At 43.3% G+C, this 21007-nt stretch carries 16 protein-coding genes and 2 tRNA genes; 12 read left to right on the forward strand and 6 right to left on the reverse strand.

Annotated features, from left to right (window positions below; translation table 11 throughout):
- Window positions 1-47: 47 nt before the first annotated feature.
- The gene (locus ADM98_RS06470; protein ID WP_053452762.1) at window positions 48-2201 is read right to left on the reverse strand and encodes an RNA degradosome polyphosphate kinase; all 2154 of its coding nucleotides are present in this window, start codon (window positions 2199-2201) and stop codon (window positions 48-50) included.
- On the reverse strand, window positions 2198-3736 hold the full coding sequence (locus ADM98_RS06475) for a Ppx/GppA family phosphatase (RefSeq protein ID WP_053452763.1): 1539 nt from the start codon (window positions 3734-3736) through the stop codon (window positions 2198-2200). Before ADM98_RS06475 ends, ADM98_RS06470 begins: the two co-directional genes overlap by 4 nt.
- 215 nt (window positions 3737-3951) lie before the next feature.
- On the opposite strand from ADM98_RS06475, the gene ADM98_RS06480 reads away from it, so the two are divergent.
- From ADM98_RS06480 to ADM98_RS06500, 5 genes are all read left to right on the forward strand, one after another.
- Window positions 3952-4719, forward strand: coding sequence for a metal ABC transporter ATP-binding protein (locus ADM98_RS06480; RefSeq protein WP_053452764.1), 768 nt, complete (start codon window positions 3952-3954; stop codon window positions 4717-4719).
- Complete coding sequence (locus ADM98_RS06485) at window positions 4716-5585, forward strand: metal ABC transporter permease (protein ID WP_053452765.1); 870 nt, start codon at window positions 4716-4718, stop codon at window positions 5583-5585. The genes ADM98_RS06480 and ADM98_RS06485 overlap by 4 nt, the downstream gene beginning before the upstream one ends.
- Window positions 5557-5988, forward strand: coding sequence for a Fur family transcriptional regulator (locus ADM98_RS06490; protein WP_053452766.1), 432 nt, complete (start codon window positions 5557-5559; stop codon window positions 5986-5988). Before ADM98_RS06485 ends, ADM98_RS06490 begins: the two co-directional genes overlap by 29 nt.
- A 94-nt stretch (window positions 5989-6082) precedes the next feature.
- A complete protein-coding gene (locus tag ADM98_RS06495) occupies window positions 6083-7513 on the forward strand; it encodes a bifunctional ADP-dependent NAD(P)H-hydrate dehydratase/NAD(P)H-hydrate epimerase (protein ID WP_053452767.1) in 1431 nt (476 codons plus the stop codon).
- 144 nt (window positions 7514-7657) lie between these two features.
- Complete coding sequence (locus ADM98_RS06500) at window positions 7658-9481, forward strand: GGDEF domain-containing phosphodiesterase (protein WP_053452768.1); 1824 nt, start codon at window positions 7658-7660, stop codon at window positions 9479-9481.
- 78 nt (window positions 9482-9559) lie between these two features.
- Here ADM98_RS06500 and ADM98_RS06505 read toward each other — a convergent pair whose 3' ends face one another.
- The 4 genes from ADM98_RS06505 to ADM98_RS06520 all read right to left on the reverse strand — a co-directional run bounded on the left by ADM98_RS06505 (window position 9560) and on the right by ADM98_RS06520 (window position 13168).
- Window positions 9560-10624 carry a GGDEF domain-containing protein gene (locus tag ADM98_RS06505; RefSeq protein WP_160315917.1) on the reverse strand — a complete coding sequence of 355 codons (1065 nt, stop codon included), beginning with the start codon at window positions 10622-10624 and terminating at the stop codon, window positions 9560-9562.
- Window positions 10625-10737: 113 nt separating this feature from the next.
- Window positions 10738-11307, reverse strand: a complete 570-nt coding sequence (locus ADM98_RS06510; RefSeq protein ID WP_235504840.1) for a hypothetical protein — start codon at window positions 11305-11307, stop codon at window positions 10738-10740.
- A 98-nt stretch (window positions 11308-11405) separates the two neighbouring features.
- The gene (ispG, locus tag ADM98_RS06515) at window positions 11406-12515 is read right to left on the reverse strand and encodes a flavodoxin-dependent (E)-4-hydroxy-3-methylbut-2-enyl-diphosphate synthase (protein WP_023467533.1); all 1110 of its coding nucleotides are present in this window, start codon (window positions 12513-12515) and stop codon (window positions 11406-11408) included.
- A gap of 170 nt (window positions 12516-12685) precedes the next feature.
- Entirely contained in the window at window positions 12686-13168 is a 483-nt protein-coding gene (locus ADM98_RS06520; protein ID WP_053452770.1) for a hypothetical protein, read from the reverse strand.
- 207 nt (window positions 13169-13375) lie between these two features.
- On the opposite strand from ADM98_RS06520, the gene ADM98_RS06525 reads away from it, so the two are divergent.
- The 7 genes from ADM98_RS06525 to ADM98_RS06555 all read left to right on the forward strand — a co-directional run bounded on the left by ADM98_RS06525 (window position 13376) and on the right by ADM98_RS06555 (window position 20962).
- Entirely contained in the window at window positions 13376-15019 is a 1644-nt protein-coding gene (locus tag ADM98_RS06525; RefSeq protein WP_053452771.1) for a Na/Pi cotransporter family protein, read from the forward strand.
- Window positions 15020-15147: 128 nt separating this feature from the next.
- A tRNA-Met gene (locus ADM98_RS06530) sits at window positions 15148-15221 on the forward strand.
- Window positions 15222-15232: 11 nt separating this feature from the next.
- Window positions 15233-15306, forward strand: a tRNA-Ile gene (locus ADM98_RS06535).
- A gap of 116 nt (window positions 15307-15422) precedes the next feature.
- A complete protein-coding gene (locus ADM98_RS06540; protein WP_053452772.1) occupies window positions 15423-16883 on the forward strand; it encodes an alpha-amylase in 1461 nt (486 codons plus the stop codon).
- A gap of 93 nt (window positions 16884-16976) precedes the next feature.
- On the forward strand, window positions 16977-17585 hold the full coding sequence (locus ADM98_RS06545) for a superoxide dismutase (protein ID WP_053452773.1): 609 nt from the start codon (window positions 16977-16979) through the stop codon (window positions 17583-17585).
- A gap of 134 nt (window positions 17586-17719) precedes the next feature.
- Window positions 17720-19792, forward strand: coding sequence for a peptidoglycan D,D-transpeptidase FtsI family protein (locus ADM98_RS06550; protein WP_053452774.1), 2073 nt, complete (start codon window positions 17720-17722; stop codon window positions 19790-19792).
- Window positions 19793-20017: 225 nt separating this feature from the next.
- Complete coding sequence (locus ADM98_RS06555) at window positions 20018-20962, forward strand: PstS family phosphate ABC transporter substrate-binding protein (RefSeq protein WP_053452775.1); 945 nt, start codon at window positions 20018-20020, stop codon at window positions 20960-20962.
- Window positions 20963-21007 lie beyond the last annotated feature (45 nt).

Here is a 21007-nt window from a genome sequence, read left to right on the forward strand (position 1 = left end):
TGTAAATCAGCATTTGAAGTAAAATACATATTAAAACATGACAAAAGTCATTTGGCATTTTGATCCAGAATGATTTTATCATCCTTCTTTTCGATTGTGATCCATTTTTGCGTCAATGGTGCTGCAAAACTTGGCTTCTGTTTTAGTTTGCTACTTGTATAGTCTTGAATCAGCAACTGTGATTCACAGCTCTGTTTTCCATCCTTCACGTAATGATAGGATCCGTCCGCTGCTTGTTCACGCGACTTGACGTTATCAGCAAGGGCGATTGCGAGACAATCTTTTAGATACTCTTTATGTTCTTCATCCATGATTGGGAACAAAATTTCAATCCGTTTTCGCATATTGCGTGTCATCCAGTCAGCGCTCGACCCATACATCAAATCCTGTCCGTTATGGTGGAAGTAAAAGATGCGCGAGTGCTCCAAATAACGATCGACGATTGAGATGACGCGAATGTTTTCTGAAACATCTGGAATACCAGGACGGAGACAACAGACACCACGAACGATAAGCTCAATTTTTACGCCAGCACGAGATGCCTTGTAAAGACGTAAAATGATGTCCTTCTCCGTTAAGCTATTCATTTTCGCAACGATGCGACCGTTTCCGTGTTTTTTATGATGATGAATCTCTTCATCAATCAAGGATAAAAATTTCTCAAGCATCGCATTTGGAGAAGTTTGAATGACATTCCATTCCGGTTGTTCTCCGTATCCAGATAACCAATTAAAAAAATTCGTCGCATCTTCGGCAATCTCTTCCCGAGCAGTTAATAATCCAACATCTGTATACAACTTAGCAGTTGAATCATTATAGTTACCGGTACCAAGGTGGACGAAGCGCTGAATCTTATCTTCGTGCAATCGGACGACGAGCGTAATCTTTGAGTGTGTCTTTAAATCACTGTATCCGTAAATGACATGGGCACCGACCTTTTCCAATTGTTTCGCCCATTCGATGTTTTTCGCCTCATCAAATCGTGCCTTAAGTTCAACGAGAACAGTAACTTGTTTGCCGTTTTCTGCTGCTGTTTTCAAGGCTTTAATAATCGGTGAGTCACCGGAAACACGGTACAATGTTTGTTTGATGGCAAGGACATTCGGGTCATTCGCTGCTTGGACGATAAACCGGACGATTGGATCAAACGTATGGTAAGGGTGATGAAGCAGATAGTCACGTTCTAGTAATTGATTGAACAGATTTTTTGAACTATCAAGTGCTGGTGGATCGACTGGCATGATGGTCTGATAAATCAAATGATCATATTCAATTCCGATTTGACTGTAGAAGGCAAAGGAGAACGTCAAATCGATTGGACCATCAACAGCAAAAATGTCGCGCTCCTGTAGATCAAGCACATCCCGTAACATATTTAGCAATTCGGTATTGATGGCCGCTTTTTGGACTTCGAGGCGAATCCCAACGCCCCAACGTCGTTTTTTTAATTCCTTTTCAATCAACTTCAATAAATCGTGCGTTCCTTCCTCGTGAAACGGAAGGTCGGCATTACGGGTGATCCGAAACGGCATGGCAGATAAGACACGATAACCTTTAAATAAACTGTCGATGAACGCGATAATGACGTCTTCAAGCAGGATGACAGCAGTTGTCTCTTCATCTTCAACCGGCAGATCAACGAACCGTGGCAACACACCCGGAACTTGTACAAGTGCTAAATTTCGTCTCGTCCCATCTTCTGCTTCAAGAACCGTTGCGATGTTGAGTGACTTTGAAGAAAGCATCGGGAACGGGCGATAGGCATCGACAGCAACAGGTGTGAGAACAGGAAAGACCTGTTCTCGGAAAAAAGATTTCACATACGTTGTCTGTTCCGAAGTGAGAGCGTCATATTTCAAGAATGTAATGCCCTCGTCTGCTAACGTCTGATTGATCGCCTGGAACGCTTCGTATTGTCGATCGACGAGTTCTTTCGTTTTCGTAGCAATTGCTCGTAATTGTTGTTTTGGTGTCATCTGTTGTTTGTTTTCTGGTTTATTGAATCCGGCAAGTACTTCGTCCTTCAAGCCTCCTACGCGAACCATATAGAATTCGTCTAAATTAGAGCTGAAGATTCCGAGAAACTTAAAGCGCTCCATCAACGGATTTCGGGTATCAAAGGCTTCGTCTAGTACACGTTTATTAAATTGAAGCCAGCTGAGCTCACGATTATTGAAATGCTCTGGTATGTCGAGTTTCATGAAGGAAGATCTCCTTTCGTTTCGAAAGTAATCGTCTGATCAATGATTCGCTCTAGGTGCTTCTTTTGTTTTTCAGCTTTTTCGACTTCGAATCCATAATCATGATCACCTGTATCGAGGACGAATCGGAGATGATCCTTCTCAACGAAAAGTTCCAGGTGATCGACGGCTTTTCGCTCCGTCACATCAAGCGCATGACTTAATTTGAGTAAAGAGCCCAGTAAGTCGAAGCGGTCCAGTGTCTTTTCGGTAAACCAGTCCTTAAATGGCTTCGCTAGTTGTTGCATACGTTTTGCTGAAGAATAAGAGCTGACGAGCGACAAGGCAACGCGGTCTTTATGCGTCATGCCGTTTAATTCGGTATTCGTCAAAAGGTAGAACGTCTGGTCCGATCGCGTATCTGGATTAATGTATTGCCCACAATAAAACAAGCGGCTTGCTGAATCGAGTAATCGTAGATCGGACGCACGTTCTGAAATCAGATCTAACGTAACAAGTTGTCGATACATTGACTTTGCAAGCGTACCAATATATGTTGCGCGATCTCGATTGACCTTATAATCGCTCTCAAGTTGATATAGACTCTGTTCACGTACATTCTCGATTCGACGATAGGCTTCATCCTGAACATCGAATTCATAGAGGAGACCTTCGCGAAGACCAAGATTGCTCATGACGAATTCTTCAGCCTCGATATGATGGGATAACTCTTGGATCGCAATGAGTGCAGGAAGAAAAATATCAATTCGATCCTTCGATAGCCCTTCAATTTTCGATAGCTGTTTTGCCGATTTTCCTTCAAGGTCGTCGACCATCTTCGCCAGTTCCTTTGCTTTGATTTGATATTGGTGAACGCTGCGAAGTGGATAGTCCTGATTCGACTGATGAATCCGGACGAAGTTTCGGGCAGAACCACCGACACCGACTAATGGTAGTTTTTTATCACTCAGCCAAGGAATCGATTCGAATTGTTCACGTAAAAATTTCACCAACTTTTTCTTATCACTACCGCTTAGTGTCTCATCCGAAACAAATTGCCGTGTTAAGGTGACAGCGCCAAACGGAAAGCTGTGATAGGCAACCATTTCGCGATTCTCGATTAAGGTGACTTCCATGGAACCACCACCGATATCAACAGAAAAACCATCCGTCAAGAAGGTCGAGTTAATAATGGCAAAGTAGCCATAGTATGCTTCTTGTTCATCTGTTAAAACTTGAATAGAGAAGGGTGTATTGTCCGTAACAGCAGCAACGATTGTTTCACGATTCGTCGCATTACGGATTGCTGCTGTTGCGACACAGATCGTTTCTTCAACTTCATGTGTGACACCGACCTCGTAAAATCGTTTTAACGTTTCTTCGAGTAACCTGATGCCTTCATCGTCGAGTGCTCCATCTTCATTGATATGAGCGGATAATCGAGCGACGACTTTAATATTAATCTTCTCGATGTAACGACCAGAAGCGATCGGATGGAAGATGACATAACGAATCGAGTTGGAACCGATATCGATGACTGCAAGTTCTTGTTTCAAATGACTCCGACTCCTCTCTGCGATGCGTGCATTAAAAGAATTCCCTCTCTGAACAAGCTAAAAACAGCTAGCTTCTTTCTTTATTGTACCTTGATTTTTTTCATAGGAGGATAGGAAGTTGTCAGAGTTGCACCGATAATTAGCGAACGCTATAATAAGACAGTTGATTAAGACGTAATTATTCCGTTTTACGAAAACGGAAGGAGTGAAAATAAATGGAAACACCAATCATCGAGATCGATCAAGTCAGTTATGACTATCCGGATCGTCGAGTTTTGAATCAAGTCTCGTTTCAGGTCCAGCAAGGGCAATTTTTGGCCATCGTAGGGGAAAATGGATCAGGGAAATCGACGCTGATTAAATGTATCTTAGGCTTATTGCAACCGAAAGGAACGATTCGTTTATTCGGACAATCCCAATCGCAATTTAATGAATGGTGGCGAATTAGCTATGTCTCACAAAAAGCGGCATCGTTCAACTCGGGTTTTCCAGTAACTGTCGCAGAAGTCGTCGAAATGGGACTTTACGCAAAAAAAGGACTCTTTCGCCGCTTGTCTCGTGATGATCGAGACAAAGTACGGACTGCCCTGGAAACGGTCGGGATGTGGGAACGTCGGGATTCGAAAGTCGGCGATCTATCTGGTGGACAACAGCAACGGGTCTTCATCGCGCGAGCACTCGTCAATGACCCCGATTTAATGATCTTAGATGAACCAACTGTTGGTGTCGATCAACGATACGTAAAAGAATTCTATGAAATTCTAGAAGAACTCCGTCGGGATAAACGTCGGACATTCGTTCTTGTTACGCACGATATCCACTTCGTCAGTAAACTCGTTACGGATGTGATCCATTTAGTTGATGGACGCTTAGGTTGTAACTGTGGGATTAAAGAATACTGGGAACTGGATGAACAGACGATTCGATCACTCTATCCGGTTCCGGGACGCGTTCTCGTTCATGAAGGGAAGAGTGTCCAATGATTGAAGCATTCATGACCTTAAAGTTTTTACAATATGCCTTAGTGGCTGCTATTCTGATCGGATTTACGGCACCATTGATCGGGTCATTCGTCGTCGTCCGACGAATGAGCTTGATCGCAGACGCGTTGTCGCACGTCACGTTAGCAGGGATTGCGCTCAGTCTATTGATCTCTGGAATGGTCGCGCAACTAGCAGATTTAAATCCACTGTATCTAGGGATCGTCACGTCTGTCATCGCGGCATTGACGATCGATTGGTTACGTGCGAAATATAAGCACTTTCAAGAACTTGCGATTCCAATCATCATGGCAACAGGGATGGGGCTTGGTGCGACGTTCATCAGTCTCGCGAATGGATTTTCAATGGACCTTGTCTCATTCTTATTCGGTACGGTCTCGGCTGTTGCTCTGACGGATGTCTACACAATCCTAGCTGTGACAATCGTAGTCGTTATCTTCGTCTTCGCCTTTTATAAGGAGTTGTTGTTTCTATCATTTGACGAGGAGCAGGCACGAGTCTCCGGGATCCGTCTCCGATTGGTGCATATTCTCTTCATGATCGTCGTTGCACTTGTCATTGCGATTAGTATGCGGATTGTTGGGATTTTACTTGTTTCGAGCTTAATTACGTTGCCAGTTGCAGCAGCACTTCGAATCGCCAAAAGTTTTAAGACGACAATCTTTTTGGCTATCGTCTTCGGTGAAGTTGCGACCGTACTTGGACTCATTCTGGCCTATCAGTTTGATTTAGCACCAGGTGGAATGATCGTCTTGCTGGCAGTATTTGAACTGATTATCGTCATGCTTTTGGAACGTTTTTGGATAGGAGGGAAAACACATGAAGACGAACATCGAACAAGCGCGTGAGCGAATGAAGGCTTCCGGGTTTAAAATGACACCGAAGCGTCTCGATTTGTTATCGTATCTGTTTGAAGTGAATCGTTATGTCAGTGCTCGGGAAGTGGCGGAAGCGCTCCGGACATCTCATCCTTCATTAAGTTATGATACGATTTATCGAAACTTGAATGATTTTTCGGGGATCGATCTATTAGAAGTAACGGAATTAGATGGAGAAATGAAATACCGAGCAGCCTGTGCTTCAGGACACCATCATCACCACTTGATTTGTCGAATCTGTGGTAAAACGGAGACATTGAATGTTTGTCCAATGGAGTGGATTTCTCCAGTCCAAGAGACTGGTTTTGAAGTTGAAGATCATAAATTTGAAATCTATGGACGCTGTGCGAATTGTCAACGTATGACGTCTTAACTAGAAGAGAATGTCCACTCGGGCGTTCTCTTTTTTCGTTTTGTAAGACTAGTCCTGTTCAAAACGGGAATAGTCGAACAGAGGTGATGAGAAGATGATTTATGATGCGCAGGAAGCCCGACAAATCGATGAGTGGGCGCGGACATCTGGACTGCCACTTGAAGTGTTGATGGAACGAGCGGGAACTCAAATCGCAACACGTATCAAGGACCGTCATACGAAGACAGATCGAATCTTGATTTTAAGTGGAACAGGCAATAACGGTGGGGACGGTTATGTAATCGGTCGCGAACTTTTACGCGACGGTTTTGATGTCACGCTATTCGCACCATTTGGAGAGAGTCGTTCTGATACTTCAACTATCCATGTCCGTTATGCAGAAGCATTCGGACTCGTAACGGAACAGCCATGCGGTCAGTACGACGTTATTTTAGATGCGTTGTATGGAACTGGATTTGATCCAGAGCGCATGAATCAAGTTTTTATAACGCAATGTGAATACGTATCGGAACAAAAACGGCAAGGGGCATACGTTTATGCGGTAGACGTTCCGAGCGGTGTTCCGACCGATCATGCGAAGGAATTCAAGGACATCGCGATTCAGTCCGATGTGACGTTTCAACTGCATGCAGCGAAACGATCTGCTTTTTTATTACGGACCGCTCCCTTTTATGGAAAGTTAGAAACGATTGACATCGGATTACCGACGTTTGGCGAGTGGCATTTATCCACAGCGGATTTGACGGCATTGTTCAAGAGGGAACGGTACGGTCATAAAGGGACGTATGGGACGGCATTATTGATTGGTGGAAGCGATACGATGCCAGGATCGATTCAACTCTCGACAAGGGCAGCCTTACGAACGGGTGTCGGAAAACTTCAAGTTGCAACGACAGCACTTGCCAAACAGGGAATTATCGTTCAGGCGCCAGAAGCGATGGTCATTGATCAAACGTTACCAGCGATTGAAGACATGTTACCTTCTGTATCAGCAGTTGGGATTGGTCCCGGTTTGTCGCAGGAATCAGTTGAGACTTGGGTAGACCATTTGCTTGAAAGTGATCTTCCGGTGATTTTAGATGCCGGAGCATTAGTGAAAAATAGTTACCCTGAACGGACCGCTCCTATCATTGTCACACCGCATATTGGCGAGTTTGCTCGAATGACGAATCAAAATGTAACGATTATTCAAGACGATCTATTTGGTCAAGCAACAGACTATGCCGTTTTGCATCAAGTGACCGTCGTCTTGAAGTCACATGTCATCATAATCGCAAAACCGGATGGGGGTGGGTTTGTCGTCTCTGGTGCATCAAGTGGACTTGCTAAAGGGGGGAGCGGCGATACCTTATTCGGCATACTGACGAGTCTTCTTGCTCAACATCCAAAAGGCAATATCGAAGAAATACTAGCACAGGGAGCACAGTGGTATGCAGAGGCCTCAAAACAAGTCGAACGACGCTTACATCCAAGTAGCTTGCTTGCGACAGATGTCATTGAAGAGTTAGGACGACTAGGGTTGTAGAATATAGACAGAAAAGTCTTCCGTTGCACGAATGAGGGGAGACTTTTCTTTTAGGAAATAATTGACACATTCTATTTGACAGGAGTATCATCAAGCGATGTCGAAACCTATATACGAAAATTCTGACGGAAAGGAGGCAAGAATTTGGAGGAAATCGTTCGAAAACAACAATGGTGGATTGGAAATTTTGCATTGTTCATGATGGCTGTTGGTGCCCTGATTATTTATACGACGACGGAAGAGACAATTAAGAATGCATATTTAAGTCGTTCTGTCATTATTTCATTTTTAGTCATCATGGGTGTATTCATTTTTTATATCAGTCGTCGCAAAATGGGATTAGTTCTTCAAACACACTTACTGTCTTTAATGCTGCTCGTCGTTCCCATTACATCGATTAGCTTTTTACCGTATGGGGCAGTTACAGTTTGGGCAAGTAGCTTCTTATTTTTAATGATTGCTTTAATCTCCTATCAACGCATCATGATGTGGTATGCGATTTTTGTTACCATTGCAACCAGTTTGTATGTCATGTGGAATGTACAGGCGGTAACGGTAGAAATTGATCCAACCGACCATTACGGACGGATTGGAATGATCGTGATCGGTGTAACGATTGCCCTTGTCATCAACCACCTGCATATTCGGAACTTAAATCGGTTGAACGATCTCGCGACGCAGTTACACGATACAGCGCGCCGTGATGAAGAAACAGGTGTCTTGAATCGCCAAGGTTTAAATGAAATTGATTTTCCAAGATCCGAACAACAGCTTATTTTTGTCGGTATTCATTTAGAAAACTATTATGAGTTAGCACGGTATTTCGGAGAAGACATGCAGTTACAAGTTTTGCGTGCTTGCATCGATCGGCTCAAGCAAAAACTACCTCCTCACCAAGCATTTGCTCGGATTGAAGCAGGGACATTATTGATTGTCATGGAAAAGCCGGACGAGGTCGCGTGTAAGGAAGCAATGGAGGAGTTAAGCCAAGAAATTTCTGTTCCATATGAAATCGAGGGACATCATGTTTACGTCAACATTTCCATTGTTATCGATAACGGAGAAGGAGTGACTGGCAATCGGAAGCGTCGGGTACAGCAATTGTTAACTGCATTACAAGAAGCAGCGCAACAAAATGAGCGACTGATGTGTATCGACCAAGCATGGCGCATGGATCAAGAATTACGTGTTAAGGCTGCTCAATCGTTAGCACAGGCGAATATCGAAACAGACTTTCATCTGGTCTATCAATTACAGTATGATGTTCAATCAGAGCAATTCATTGGTCTTGAGGCATTGGTCCGATGGAAGACGGAGCTAGAGGGAGCCGACCGACCATCCGTGTTCATCCCGATTGCTGAAAAAAGTGATTTGATCATTCGGCTAGGAGAATGGATTTTTGAGGAAAGCTGTAAAACACGCAAAGCATTGGTGGGTCTTGTTCCTGATCAGTTTACATTGTCCGTTAACGTATCACCGCGACAATTAACAAGTGAGTCGTTCATGCCATTCATCGAACGAACGTTACTTAAGTATGCATTAAAGCCGCAACAGATTAAGATTGAAATTACAGAGAGTCAATCACTTGATTTTGAGAGTCAGTCGATTCATCGTGCACTGAAACGAATCAAAACGCTTGATTTCCCAGTGTCACTCGATGATTTTGGGACCGGTCATGCATCCTATCACGTTCTTGAACGTTTATTACCGTTACGTCAATTAAAGATTCCGAAGCAATTCATCGAACAAATTGGTGAATCGGAGAAGCGGCAGTCTATTCTCGAATCCATTTTTCAATTGAGCCAATCGATGCATGTCGAGTGTATCGTTGAGGGTGTAGAGACAGGAGAAGAAGTACGCATTGCGAAGGACATTGGCATTCATCTATTCCAAGGCTATTTCTTTGCTAAACCGGTCCCACTTGAAGAAATCATATGTCTATTACAAAAAGCCACAAAAAACGAATAAGGAAATGATTTGTTAATAAAGCAAAGCCGCTTCAGTCCGACGCATGTTCGGAAGAGAAGTGGCTTTTTTAGTAACTATTTAAGATGAATAGAGTCGATATTGATTTCGACCTTGCGCTTTTGCTTCGTACAGGGCGGTATCTGCCTGTTTAAAGACTATTTCAGTAGGCTGTTGATGAGCAAAAGCAATTCCAGCGGACACCGTAATGGATACGGCATGATCTTGCATGACGAATGGTGTTTGCTGAACAGCTACTACGATCGTCTCAGCTAGAGCACCAGGAGGATGTAATTCAATATCTGGAACGATGACGATGAATTCTTCACCACCGTATCGACCGACTGTCACCGGTGCTGGGCAATGTTCATTCAATACAATCGAAAAGTGACGCAAGACAGCGTCTCCGACGGCGTGACCATGCGTATCGTTTATTGTCTTGAAGTGATCCAAGTCGAACAAGATGACCCCCCAAGAAGCCGTACTCTTTTCAAGCGTCGTGACTTTTTCTAAAATGACATGTCGATTCGCAAGCCGTGTCAATTGATCGGTCGAAGCAAGGTAGGATTGATAGGAGTATAGAACAAAATGTTGCTGAAGGAGCGAAGACAAACGATAAAACAAAACGGCTCCACCAATCGTTAAAATGAAATACGGAATATAAATCGTTTCCCAGGCATCCGCTGGAGAGTTACTCATAATCAAGCGCCATAGGACAAGTAAAGAACCGAATGTGACGATGGTAGAAAAGAAGTAACCCTGTCGCTTAATGAAACGTCTGCAAATAAAAGAAAGTACTAAAAATCCAAGTAGAGTGATGACGGAACTAAACAGAGCGTTTAGTGAATCTCCGTTATCAATCAAAAATCGATAGATCAAGAGCATCAATCCGGTCACTGCAATACTGACATTCCCACCGAATAACGCAGATAAAGCGAGTGGCAACAATCGTAAATCAATTAATGCTCCATTTAAATCGATTGCATGATGCATAAGTAGAATACCTGTTACTCCATTGGCCAGTCCGAAATAGAGACGAGTAGAAATCATCGAGTCAGGTTGAATCGGTAAACGATCACGCAGTAGATAGAAAGTAAACGTAGAAACAAGAAAGATAATACAGATATTAATAAAAAAGATATTCACGGTAGCAAGCATTATGAAGCCCTTTCTTTTTTGAAATCTAAATCTAATGCCATTGTACGATATCTAATCATCCAATAACATTGAAAATGGAAAAAACAGCCTAATCGGCTGTTTTATCGGATTGGTGCGAATTTATGAATCTCTTTAACGGCTTCATTCCATGAGGCTACACGGATGACATTACTCGGTAAGGCTTTACGGTTATAAGGAGCGTCAAACAAGATAACAGGAATAGAGGTATCTTCCGCAATTTGAAGCGCATTCTCTAAGCGATCTTCCATGAACAGATCAAGTGATAGATCACGTACGACTTGAACCTTGTCGTGTGATCCCGTCATGATCAAAGAATCAAGAGGAAGTTCGTGTTGCTTGATCCATTCTTCTGTTACGGGACGAACGAGCTCTGATCGTGCTGTCACGTAGTGTAAATCATATTGTTTCCGCAAATTCCATAAATGGTGGCGGACATGTTCTTGAGGGATTGATTCCCGATAAATACCTGTCTCATGACCGGAGTTGACCATGTAGTCCCAAAATTCAATTTGATTCATATCGGTATACGTATGCAGTTCGTATTCAGACGCTTGATTGAAATCAATCGAAGTGCCGAGATATTTATTCATGTAAGTGAAGCAAGAGGATGGATGTGTGATTGTTCCATCGATGTCGATTCCAATTTTCATTTACAGTCACCCACGTTCTAAGAATTTTCTTCACTTAGTATAACATAGTCGAAATCGAGATACGAAAAAAGACTCCTCATGAGAGAGGAGCCTTCATTTTATGCGTGGTTTGCTTTTTCAGCTTCTTTTTCAGCCTGTTTTTCGAGAACGATGGCATCGATTTCTTTTTTCAATTCTTCGACCATTGTTGCTTCCGGTACTTTACGGATGATTTCTCCGTGACGGAACAACAAGCCTTCGTTACGTGCTCCAGCAATCCCGATATCGGCTTCGCGTGCTTCCCCAGGACCGTTAACCGCACATCCGAGAACAGCAACTTTGATATTGGCTTGGATGTTTTCGATGTAGTCTTCGATCTCTGCAGCGATCGACATTAAATCGATTTCGATTCGACCACATGTCGGACATGAAATCAATGTCGCTGCGTTCGCCGCAAGACCGAATGATTTCAAGACTTCTTTTGCAACCTTTACTTCTTCGACAGGGTCTGCTGAAAGAGAGACACGAACCGTATTTCCGATTCCGCGTGATAGGATCGCGCCAAGTCCAGCTGCTGATTTCAATGAACCAGAACGAAGTGGACCGGATTCTGTAATCCCGACGTGAAGAGGATAGTCGAACGACTCAGAAGCGAGTTGATATGCTTCAAGCGCCAACTGTACGTCAGATGCTTTGAGCGAAACGATGATATCGTGGAAATCAAGATCTTCAAGAATCTTAATGTGGTGCAAGGCACTCTCGACCATACCACGTGCTGTCGGGTAGCCGTATTTTTCAAGAATATGCTTTTCAAGGGAACCAGCGTTTACTCCAATGCGAATCGGAATGTTTTTCGCTTTTGCTGCTGTAACGACAGCTTCGACTTTTTCACGACGACCGATATTACCTGGGTTAATCCGGATTTTATCGACGCCGGCTTCGATTGCCATGAGCGCAAGTTTATAGTTGAAGTGGATGTCTACGACAAGCGGAATGTTGATTCGGCTTTTGATTTCTGCAAGTGCGAGCGCATCACGTTCTTCTGGACAAGCGACGCGGACGATTTGGCAACCAGCTTCTTCAAGACGTAGGATTTCAGCGACTGTCGCTTCGACGTCGTGTGTTTTAGTTGTCGTCATACTTTGGATGATGACTTCATTATTTCCACCAATGACAAGGTCCCCTACACGAACGGGACGAGTCTTAGAGCGATGGACCATTTTCGGCATATCGAAAATCTCCTTTTGTGGCATACCGCCATATTGTTTATGTTTACCTTTTCTATCATATCGAACTATTCCCTAAAAATCGAGAAACAAGAACGAAAATCGAACATTTACAATTGTTTAATGAAAGAAAGGTGTCCGTCAATCCGTCGGACGCCTGATTTTTGTATACATTAAGCTCTGCGTGAAGAACGAGGCTTTGAGGAACGGGCGATCCACAACGGTACCAATGTATAGACGAAGTGACCAATCACGAGTAATCCGATCCCGGAACGTTGATAACCAAGTTGATAAAGAAGCATACCGAGTGGGAAAGACCACAGATTCGTTGCGATTGTATAAGGAAACGTCTGACGATATGCCCATGGACGAGGAAGTAGCAGTCGAACAAACCCCTTCGTCAAATACGCCATGAAAAGCAGATAAAGTAATACGGCAATCGCGATGAAGATGAAATGAAGAATGAACCAGATAACGATCGGGATATTTTTTTGTAAAAAGAAGGAATCGATAATCGTCGTCCAAAGTGAAATCCAAGATAATCCACAGAAATAAAGGGAAACATCCGCTAAGCGAAGACGTAAAAACGAGCGATTTGGAATTAGCGAAGTTTGTAAGTAATTAATCAGTTGACGTAAAAAAGACAATAATATCACTCTTTCTATTGTTTTATAACAGATTTTTTAAATGGATTTAACGTTGATAAATAAAGGTTTTTTTGTTTTAGTACAGATTAATAAAACCTTAACAAATGGATGTTTAAAAAACTGTTTACAAGTTCACTAGACCTTTACATAATAGGGGAGTCGAAAAAATAAACTTTACAAACACATCAATCCACATCAAATAAAGGAGCTGGCAAGATGAACTATGATTTGCAGGAAATGATATTCACCTTCATTGGTGGACTCGGGATTTTCCTTTTCGGTATTAAGTATATGGGAGATGGGCTCCAAAAAACAGCAGGAGACCGATTACGTTATATCCTTGATAAATACACGACGAATCCATTCTTAGGTATCTTAGCAGGTATCGTCGTAACGATTTTAATTCAATCGTCATCCGGTACGACCGTCATCGTCGTCGGACTTGTTAGTGCGGGTCTGATGAATTTAAGACAGGCAATCGGAGTCGTCATGGGGGCAAACATTGGTACGACGATCACTGCCTTCATCATCGGCTTTAACGTCAAGGAAGCAGCACTTCCGGCAATCGCGATTGGTGCGTTCTTGATCTTCTTCTTCAATAAAGAACGTGTTCAGTATATCGGACAGATTTTCTTTGGCTTCGGTGCACTTTTCTACGGTTTGACATTGATGGGTGACGGGATGGCACCGCTCGAAACGAGCGTTTGGTTCCGTGAGTTGACTGTTTCGATGTCGGATAATCCATTACTTGGTGTCTTCGTCGGAACAATCTTTACCGTGCTTGTTCAGTCGTCGTCTGCAACAATCGGTATTTTACAAGAGTTGTATTCAGGTGGCATGATCGATATCAAAGCAGCACTACCGGTCTTGTTCGGTGATAATATCGGAACAACGATTACGGCGGTTCTCGCAGCGCTTGGAGCGTCAATTGCAGCTAAGCGAACAGCAGCGGCGCATGTCATCTTCAACATTATCGGAACGATATTGTTCTTAATTGCCTTACCAATTTTCTCGAGTTTTATCACATGGATTACAGGTGCACTTGGCTTAGGTCCGAAGATGCAAATTGCCTTCGCACACGGAACATTCAATGTCGTTAACACATTGATTCAGTGCTGGTTCATCGCGCAAATCGCATGGCTCGTTCAAAAAATCGTTCCGGGTACGGATACGACGATCGATTCAAAACCACGTCATCTTGATCAAAACATTTTGAACCAGTCTTCTTCACTTGCTTTGAATCATGCGAAGCTTGAAGTCTTACGTATGGGAGAATTCTCGAAAGACGCCCTTGCGAAAGCGCACCGATACACGCAATCGCATGATAAGAAAGATGTAGCAGAATCACAGCAGATTGAATATGCAATCAACCACTTGAACACAGAAGTCACGAACTATCTTGTTAAAGTAGCAGCACATGATTTATCAGAACGTGAATCAAACGATCATTCGTTACTGATGCATGCGGTTAATGATTTTGAGCGAATCGGTGATCACGTTGAGAACATCGTCGAATTGGTCGACTTCCAAATCGTCAACCGGATCCAATTCACGGATGCTGCGAAGCAAGAGCTAGATGATATGTATGCCTTGACACAAGAAATCGTCGATTGTGCCGTTCGCGCCGTCGAAGAGGATGATGTCACACGAGCTCGGAAAGTTCTGGAACTCGAAGGCAAACTCGATGCACTCGAACGTTCATTCCGTAAGCATCACGTCCTTCGTGTTAACGCTGGCGAATGTACGGGACAAGCGGGAATGATCTTCGTCGATCTCTTGTCGAACCTCGAACGAATCGGCGATCACGCTGTCAACATCACGGATCTCGTCCTTGAACAGCGGACAGCATTAACGAATTAAGCAAAATACGATTTATCTATGACAGCTGATTTCAAAAAATGAAATCAGCTGTTTATTTTTTTGAAATAGCATATTGACAAGAATCGTCACATCTCGTAATCTAGTAAGAGTAAAGCAACATACATCATGGCGGTGTAGCTCAGCTGGCTAGAGCGTACGGTTCATACCCGTGAGGTCGTGGGTTCGACTCCCTCCGCCGCTACTATTACTTAAGGACCCTTAGCTCAGCTGGTTAGAGCTGACGGCTCATAACCGTCCGGTCGCAGGTTCGAGTCCTGCAGGGTCCATTCAGTAGAACGCTCCTCGTCATGAAACGAGGAGCGTTTATTTTTGTTCCTCCGGGGAATAGTAAAGATATTGTAATAATATTCATACTATAGTAACTAAGGGAGAGCGAAGAGAGATGGAACGTAACCATACGATGATGCAGTTTTTTGAGTGGCATGTAGAGAATGATGGGAAGCACTGGCAACGCTTGAAAGAGCGGGCGCCTGAGTTACGTGCTGCCGGCATCACGTCCGTGTGGATTCCACCGGCGTCAAAGGGTCAATCAGATGAAGATACAGGATATGGCATCTATGACGTTTATGATTTAGGTGAATTTGATCAAAAAGGAACAGTCCGTACGAAATACGGTACGAAGGACGAACTCGTCGAAGCGATTCAAGTTGCTCGTGAGAACGATATCGCCGTCTATGCGGATGTCGTCATGAATCATAAAGCAGCAGCCGATGAACTCGAGACAATCAATGTCGTAGAAGTCCATCCAGAAGATCGTTCTAAAGAAATTTCAGAAGAATTTGAAATCGAAGCATGGACAAAGTTTACGTTCCCAGGTCGTAACGGTAAATATTCAGATTTCATCTGGACACATGAATTCTTTAATGGAACAGATTTTGATGCCCGTGAGGAAAAAACCGGTGTCTTTAAAATTTCCGGAAAAAATAAAGACTGGAACGATCAAGTCGATGATGAGTTTGGAAACTATGACTATTTGATGTTTGCGAACATTGATTATAATCACCCGGAAGTCCGCGAAGAAATGATTCGATGGGGTCATTGGTTCCAGGAAACAATTGATTGCCAAGGTTTTCGACTTGATGCGATTAAACACATCAACTATGAATTCGTTCATGAATTCGCAAAATCGATGATTGAAAAAAGTGAAGGTGACTTCTATATGGTCGGCGAGTTCTGGAAATCCGATCTCGATGATTGCCGTCATTTCCTCGATAGTGTCGACTACACGATCGATTTGTTCGATGTTCCACTTCATTATAAGTTCCATGAAGCTTCGAATCAGGGACAAGACTTTGATTTAACGACATTATTTGCTGACACACTTGTTGAATCACATCCGACGAACGCCGTCACGTTTGTCGACAATCATGATTCACAACCAGGTGAATCACTCGAATCATGGGTAGATGACTGGTTCAAACAGCATGCTTATGCATCGATTTTACTTCGTAAAGACGGCTATCCATGTGTCTTCTATGGTGATTATTATGGTGTTCAAGGACCACACCCAGTAGAAGGTAAAAAAGAAATGATCGATGCTTTATTGTATGCGCGTTATCACAAAGCATATGGTGACCAAGAGGATTATCTTGATGATCCGCATTGCGTCGGATGGGTTCGTCGAGGCGTTGAAGAAATCGAGAACTCTGGCTGTGCTGTCTTGCTATCGAATGCTGATATGTGTGAAAAGCGCATGTTCGTCGGTGAAGAACGTGCGGGACAAGAATGGTTTGACTATACGAATCATCAAGATCACCCTGTCGTGATCGATGAAGAAGGATTCGGTGTCTTCCCGGTTCCGGGTGGTGGCGTCTCAGTTTTTGCTCCACGAGAAGTCGAGTAAATCCGAGGGTCTTGACTTGCGTCAACACATGTTCTTTTGCTAGTCTTAAAGGGTATTGAAGTTTTCGAAAATAGTACAAAGGGGGACATGAACATGTCAAAATTTGAATTACCAGAACTCGGCTACGCTTATGATGCGCTTGAGCCACATATCGATGCTCGTACGATGGAGATTCACCACACGAAACACCACAACACGTATGTCACGAACGTGAATGCGGCGCTTGAGGGTACAGAACATGAAGGAAAGTCACTTGAAGAACTTCTTCAAAACTTGGATGCTCTCCCAGCAAACATTCAAACGGCAGTCCGTAACAACGGTGGCGGTCACTGGAACCATTCATTCTTCTGGAAATTGTTGAAGAAGAACGATGGAGCTGCTCCAACAGGGGAACTCGCAACAGCAATCGACGAAGCATTCGGATCATTCGATGCGTTCAAAGATGCGTTTGCAAAAGCAGCAACAACTCGCTTTGGTTCAGGTTGGGCTTGGCTAATCGTTGACGGTGGAAAACTGGAAGTCGTTTCGACACCAAACCAAGATACACCGGTCATGGAAGGTAAAACACCAATCCTCGGTCTTGATGTTTGGGAACATGCGTATTACCTCAACTATCAAAACCGTCGTCCTGATTACATCAATGCGTTCTTCAACGTTGTTGATTGGGATCATGTAGCGAAGCTTTACGCTGACGCGAAGTAATCTGAAAATGGCGTATCGTTCAATTGTGAACGATACGCTTTTTTTAATGCGGAAAATCATGGGATAGGTTGTTATGGAAAGTTTCCTTCTATATAATGAAACAAGATGACTTTTGAACGATAGGGGAGTACGCCATGGCTAAACGAATCACTGTACGAGGAAGACGGCGTAATCATCTGCCGCTTCGTCTGAATTTAATGTTCTTCGTCGTTTTTTTATTGTTTGCGATTTTGATTTTCCGTCTAGGAGTCGTACAAATCGTTAATGGTGAGAAAATTTCGAGGGAAGTCCAAAAAACAGAAATGATCGCATCGAAATATGAAGTACCGCGCGGAAAGATTTATGACCGAGACGGTCGTCTTCTTGTTGATACGATTTCTAAATACTCAATCGTCTATCGCCGGGCACAAACGACGAAAGTCGATGAACGAATTGAAATTGCGCAACGTCTTGCGGCAATCATTGATTTACCGAAAAAAGACTGGAAAGTTACGGAACGAGATGTGAAAGACTTCTGGGTAGCGACGAATACGAAGGAGTCCGATCGTCGTTACCAAGCAGCCGTCAAAAAGAAGTATCCTTCAGTAGAAGCGCAAAGTAAGCTTTCGATTCCGGAGCAAGATCAAATTCGTTTAGATGCTATCACAAAAGAGGATATCGATTACGATGATCAAACGATGGAAGTCATCGCGATCAAACACAATATGGAAGTTGGTTATGCGCTTGATCCGCAGCTCGTCAAACTCGGTGCGTCTGCAAAAGAGATGGCGATTATTGATGAGAACCTAGAAGATCTGAAGGGTGTATCAGTCGAACCGTTTTATGAACGGTCTTATCCGTATGAAGGAACACTCCGGAACATCTTCGGTAAATACTCGAAGATTCCAGCAGAACAACAAGCCGAGTTCAAAGCAAAAGGCTATAGCTTGAATGACCGTGTCGGAACATCATTCCTCGAGCAACAATACGAAGACCTGCTACGCGGGAAACCGGCATACGATGTGTATGAAACGTTCAATGGAGAACCGGTCGGTGATCCAAAACGCGAGGAAGGCGAGTCTGGTAAAGATCTCGTTCTGACTGTTGACGCGGAATACAATAAACAAGTCGACAAAATCATGCAACAAGCAATCAAAATGGGTCGTGGAATGGGCAGTCGTTATTTAAAAGAAGGATATGCTGTCGTCATGAATCCGCAGACAGGTGAGATTTTAGCGATGTCTGGTCAAAAGTTGGATCCTGCAACCGGTAAGTTTTCGGATGTAGCGATCAACAACGTATTGACTTCACTTCAAATCGGTTCGACGATCAAAGGTGCAACGGTTGCGATGGGACTCGAAGAAGGTGTCATTCGTCAAAATGAAGTCATCAACGATGCTCCAATTACAATTGGTGGTACTAAAAAAGGATCGTATGTCAATATGGGTCCGATCACAGATTTAACTGCACTTGAGCGATCGTCCAACGTCTACATGTTCAATATTGCGATGCGAATGGCCAAGTATCCAAGTAACGGTATTGCCGGAGCTAGTGTCGATGGAGCTGCTGCAATCATGCAGAACTACTACAGTCAGTTCGGGCTTGGTGTGACGACGGGTGTTGACTTACCGTATGAAGCAAAAGGTGTTCAAGGGACACCGGACCGTGTTACTTTACTCATGGACCGAGTCATCGGACAGTATGACGCCTTTACACCTCTACAAGTCGCGCAATACATCTCAACGCTTGCGAATGGTGGTTATCGTGTTCAGCCACACTTCCTAAAAGAAGTACTGGCTTCAAATTCAATTGAAAAAGGAACTAAAAAAGTCGATTACAGCTTTAAGACGAATTATTTGAACCGGATTGAAGTGAGTCAAGATAATATCGACCACGTCCGTGAAGGATTACATCGTGTCGTTAAAGGTGAGCGTGGTACGGCGAAAGTCATCGCGCAAACAGGAATCGATGCTGCCGCGAAAACGGGTACAGCACAGGTTAGTGTCTATGGTGATGACGGAATCGCCTTACGTGACGGAAGCGGACAACCAGTTCGTTCATTGAACTCGAATCTCGTTGGCTGGGCACCGTATGATAATCCAGAGATGGCATGGGCCGTGTTCCTTCCTTATATGGAACAGGAAACAGTCAACTCGAAAATCGGTCATGACCTTGTCAAAGCATATTTCAATGTCAAGGACGTACCGTGGCAAACTAAGCCAAATTAACTAGATGGAAGACGAGAGTGATTATTCACTCTCGTTTTTTTGTTTGTATTGACCTTTTTTTCTAATGGATTTCGAATTGTAAACACTAAAAAACACACCTTTACAATTCTTTTACGTTGGATTCATTTCGTTTTAATAGTTCATCCGTAGTATAAGTCTTGTAAGGAAAACGGATAAAAAGTCGTAGCATCGTCAGCGACATACTTTCGAGGAGGAAAATTAATCATGTCTTGGATGAAAAAAACAGCACTCATCACAACGGTAGCATCAATCGCAGTAGTGGGGGCAGCATGTGGTAACGATAAAGGCGGTTCTGCTAGTTCATCTGATTTAAAAGGAAAAATCGCAATCGACGGTTCTTCTACAGTCTTCCCGATCATGGAAGCTGTCGGTGAAGAATATTCGACTGAGCAACCTGATGTTGATGTTACAGTCGGTGTTTCTGGTACAGGTGGTGGATTCAAACGATTCGTCGTTGGTGAAACAGATCTTTCAAATGCTTCGCGTGAAATCAAAGAAGAAGAAGCAGCTGAAGCAAAAAAGAATAACATTGAATATACAAAACTTGCACTCGCATATGATGGTTTGACTGTCGCAGTCAGTAAAGAAAACACATGGGTAAAAGAACTTACGATGGACCAACTTGAAAAAATCTGGCTCGATCCAAACGTCAAGACGTGGAAAGATGTTGATTCTTCTTATCCGGCTGAACCATTGAAATTCTTCAGCCCAGGGAAAGATTCAGGAACGTTCGACTTCTTCTCGGAAAAAGTACTTGAGAAGAAGGACATGCGTAAAGACGTTCAATTATCTGAGGACGATAACGTTCTTGTTAAGGGTGTCGAAGGAACGAAAGGTGCTATTGGTTACTTCGGATATGCATACTACGCAGAGAATAAAGATAAGTTGAAAGAAGTTCCACTTTCTGCTGAAGGAAAAGATGCAGTTGATCCAACACCAGAAACAATCAAAGATCTTTCGTATCCACTGGCACGTGAAATTTACACGTACGTCAATAACAAATCAATGAAAGATAAAAAACAAGTCGCAGATTTCGTGAAATTCACGAACGAAAACGCTGGTGATCTTTCTGAAGAAGTCGGATACATCAAAATGCCGCAAGATCGTTACGATGAAAACGCAAAAGCAATTGAAGATGCAATGAAATAAATCATTGAGTCATGAGGATGGCCCAACCGGGGAAGTCTGTACCGG

The organism is Exiguobacterium sp. BMC-KP (assembly GCF_001275385.1).
Classification (GTDB): Bacteria; Bacillota; Bacilli; order Exiguobacteriales; family Exiguobacteriaceae; genus Exiguobacterium_A.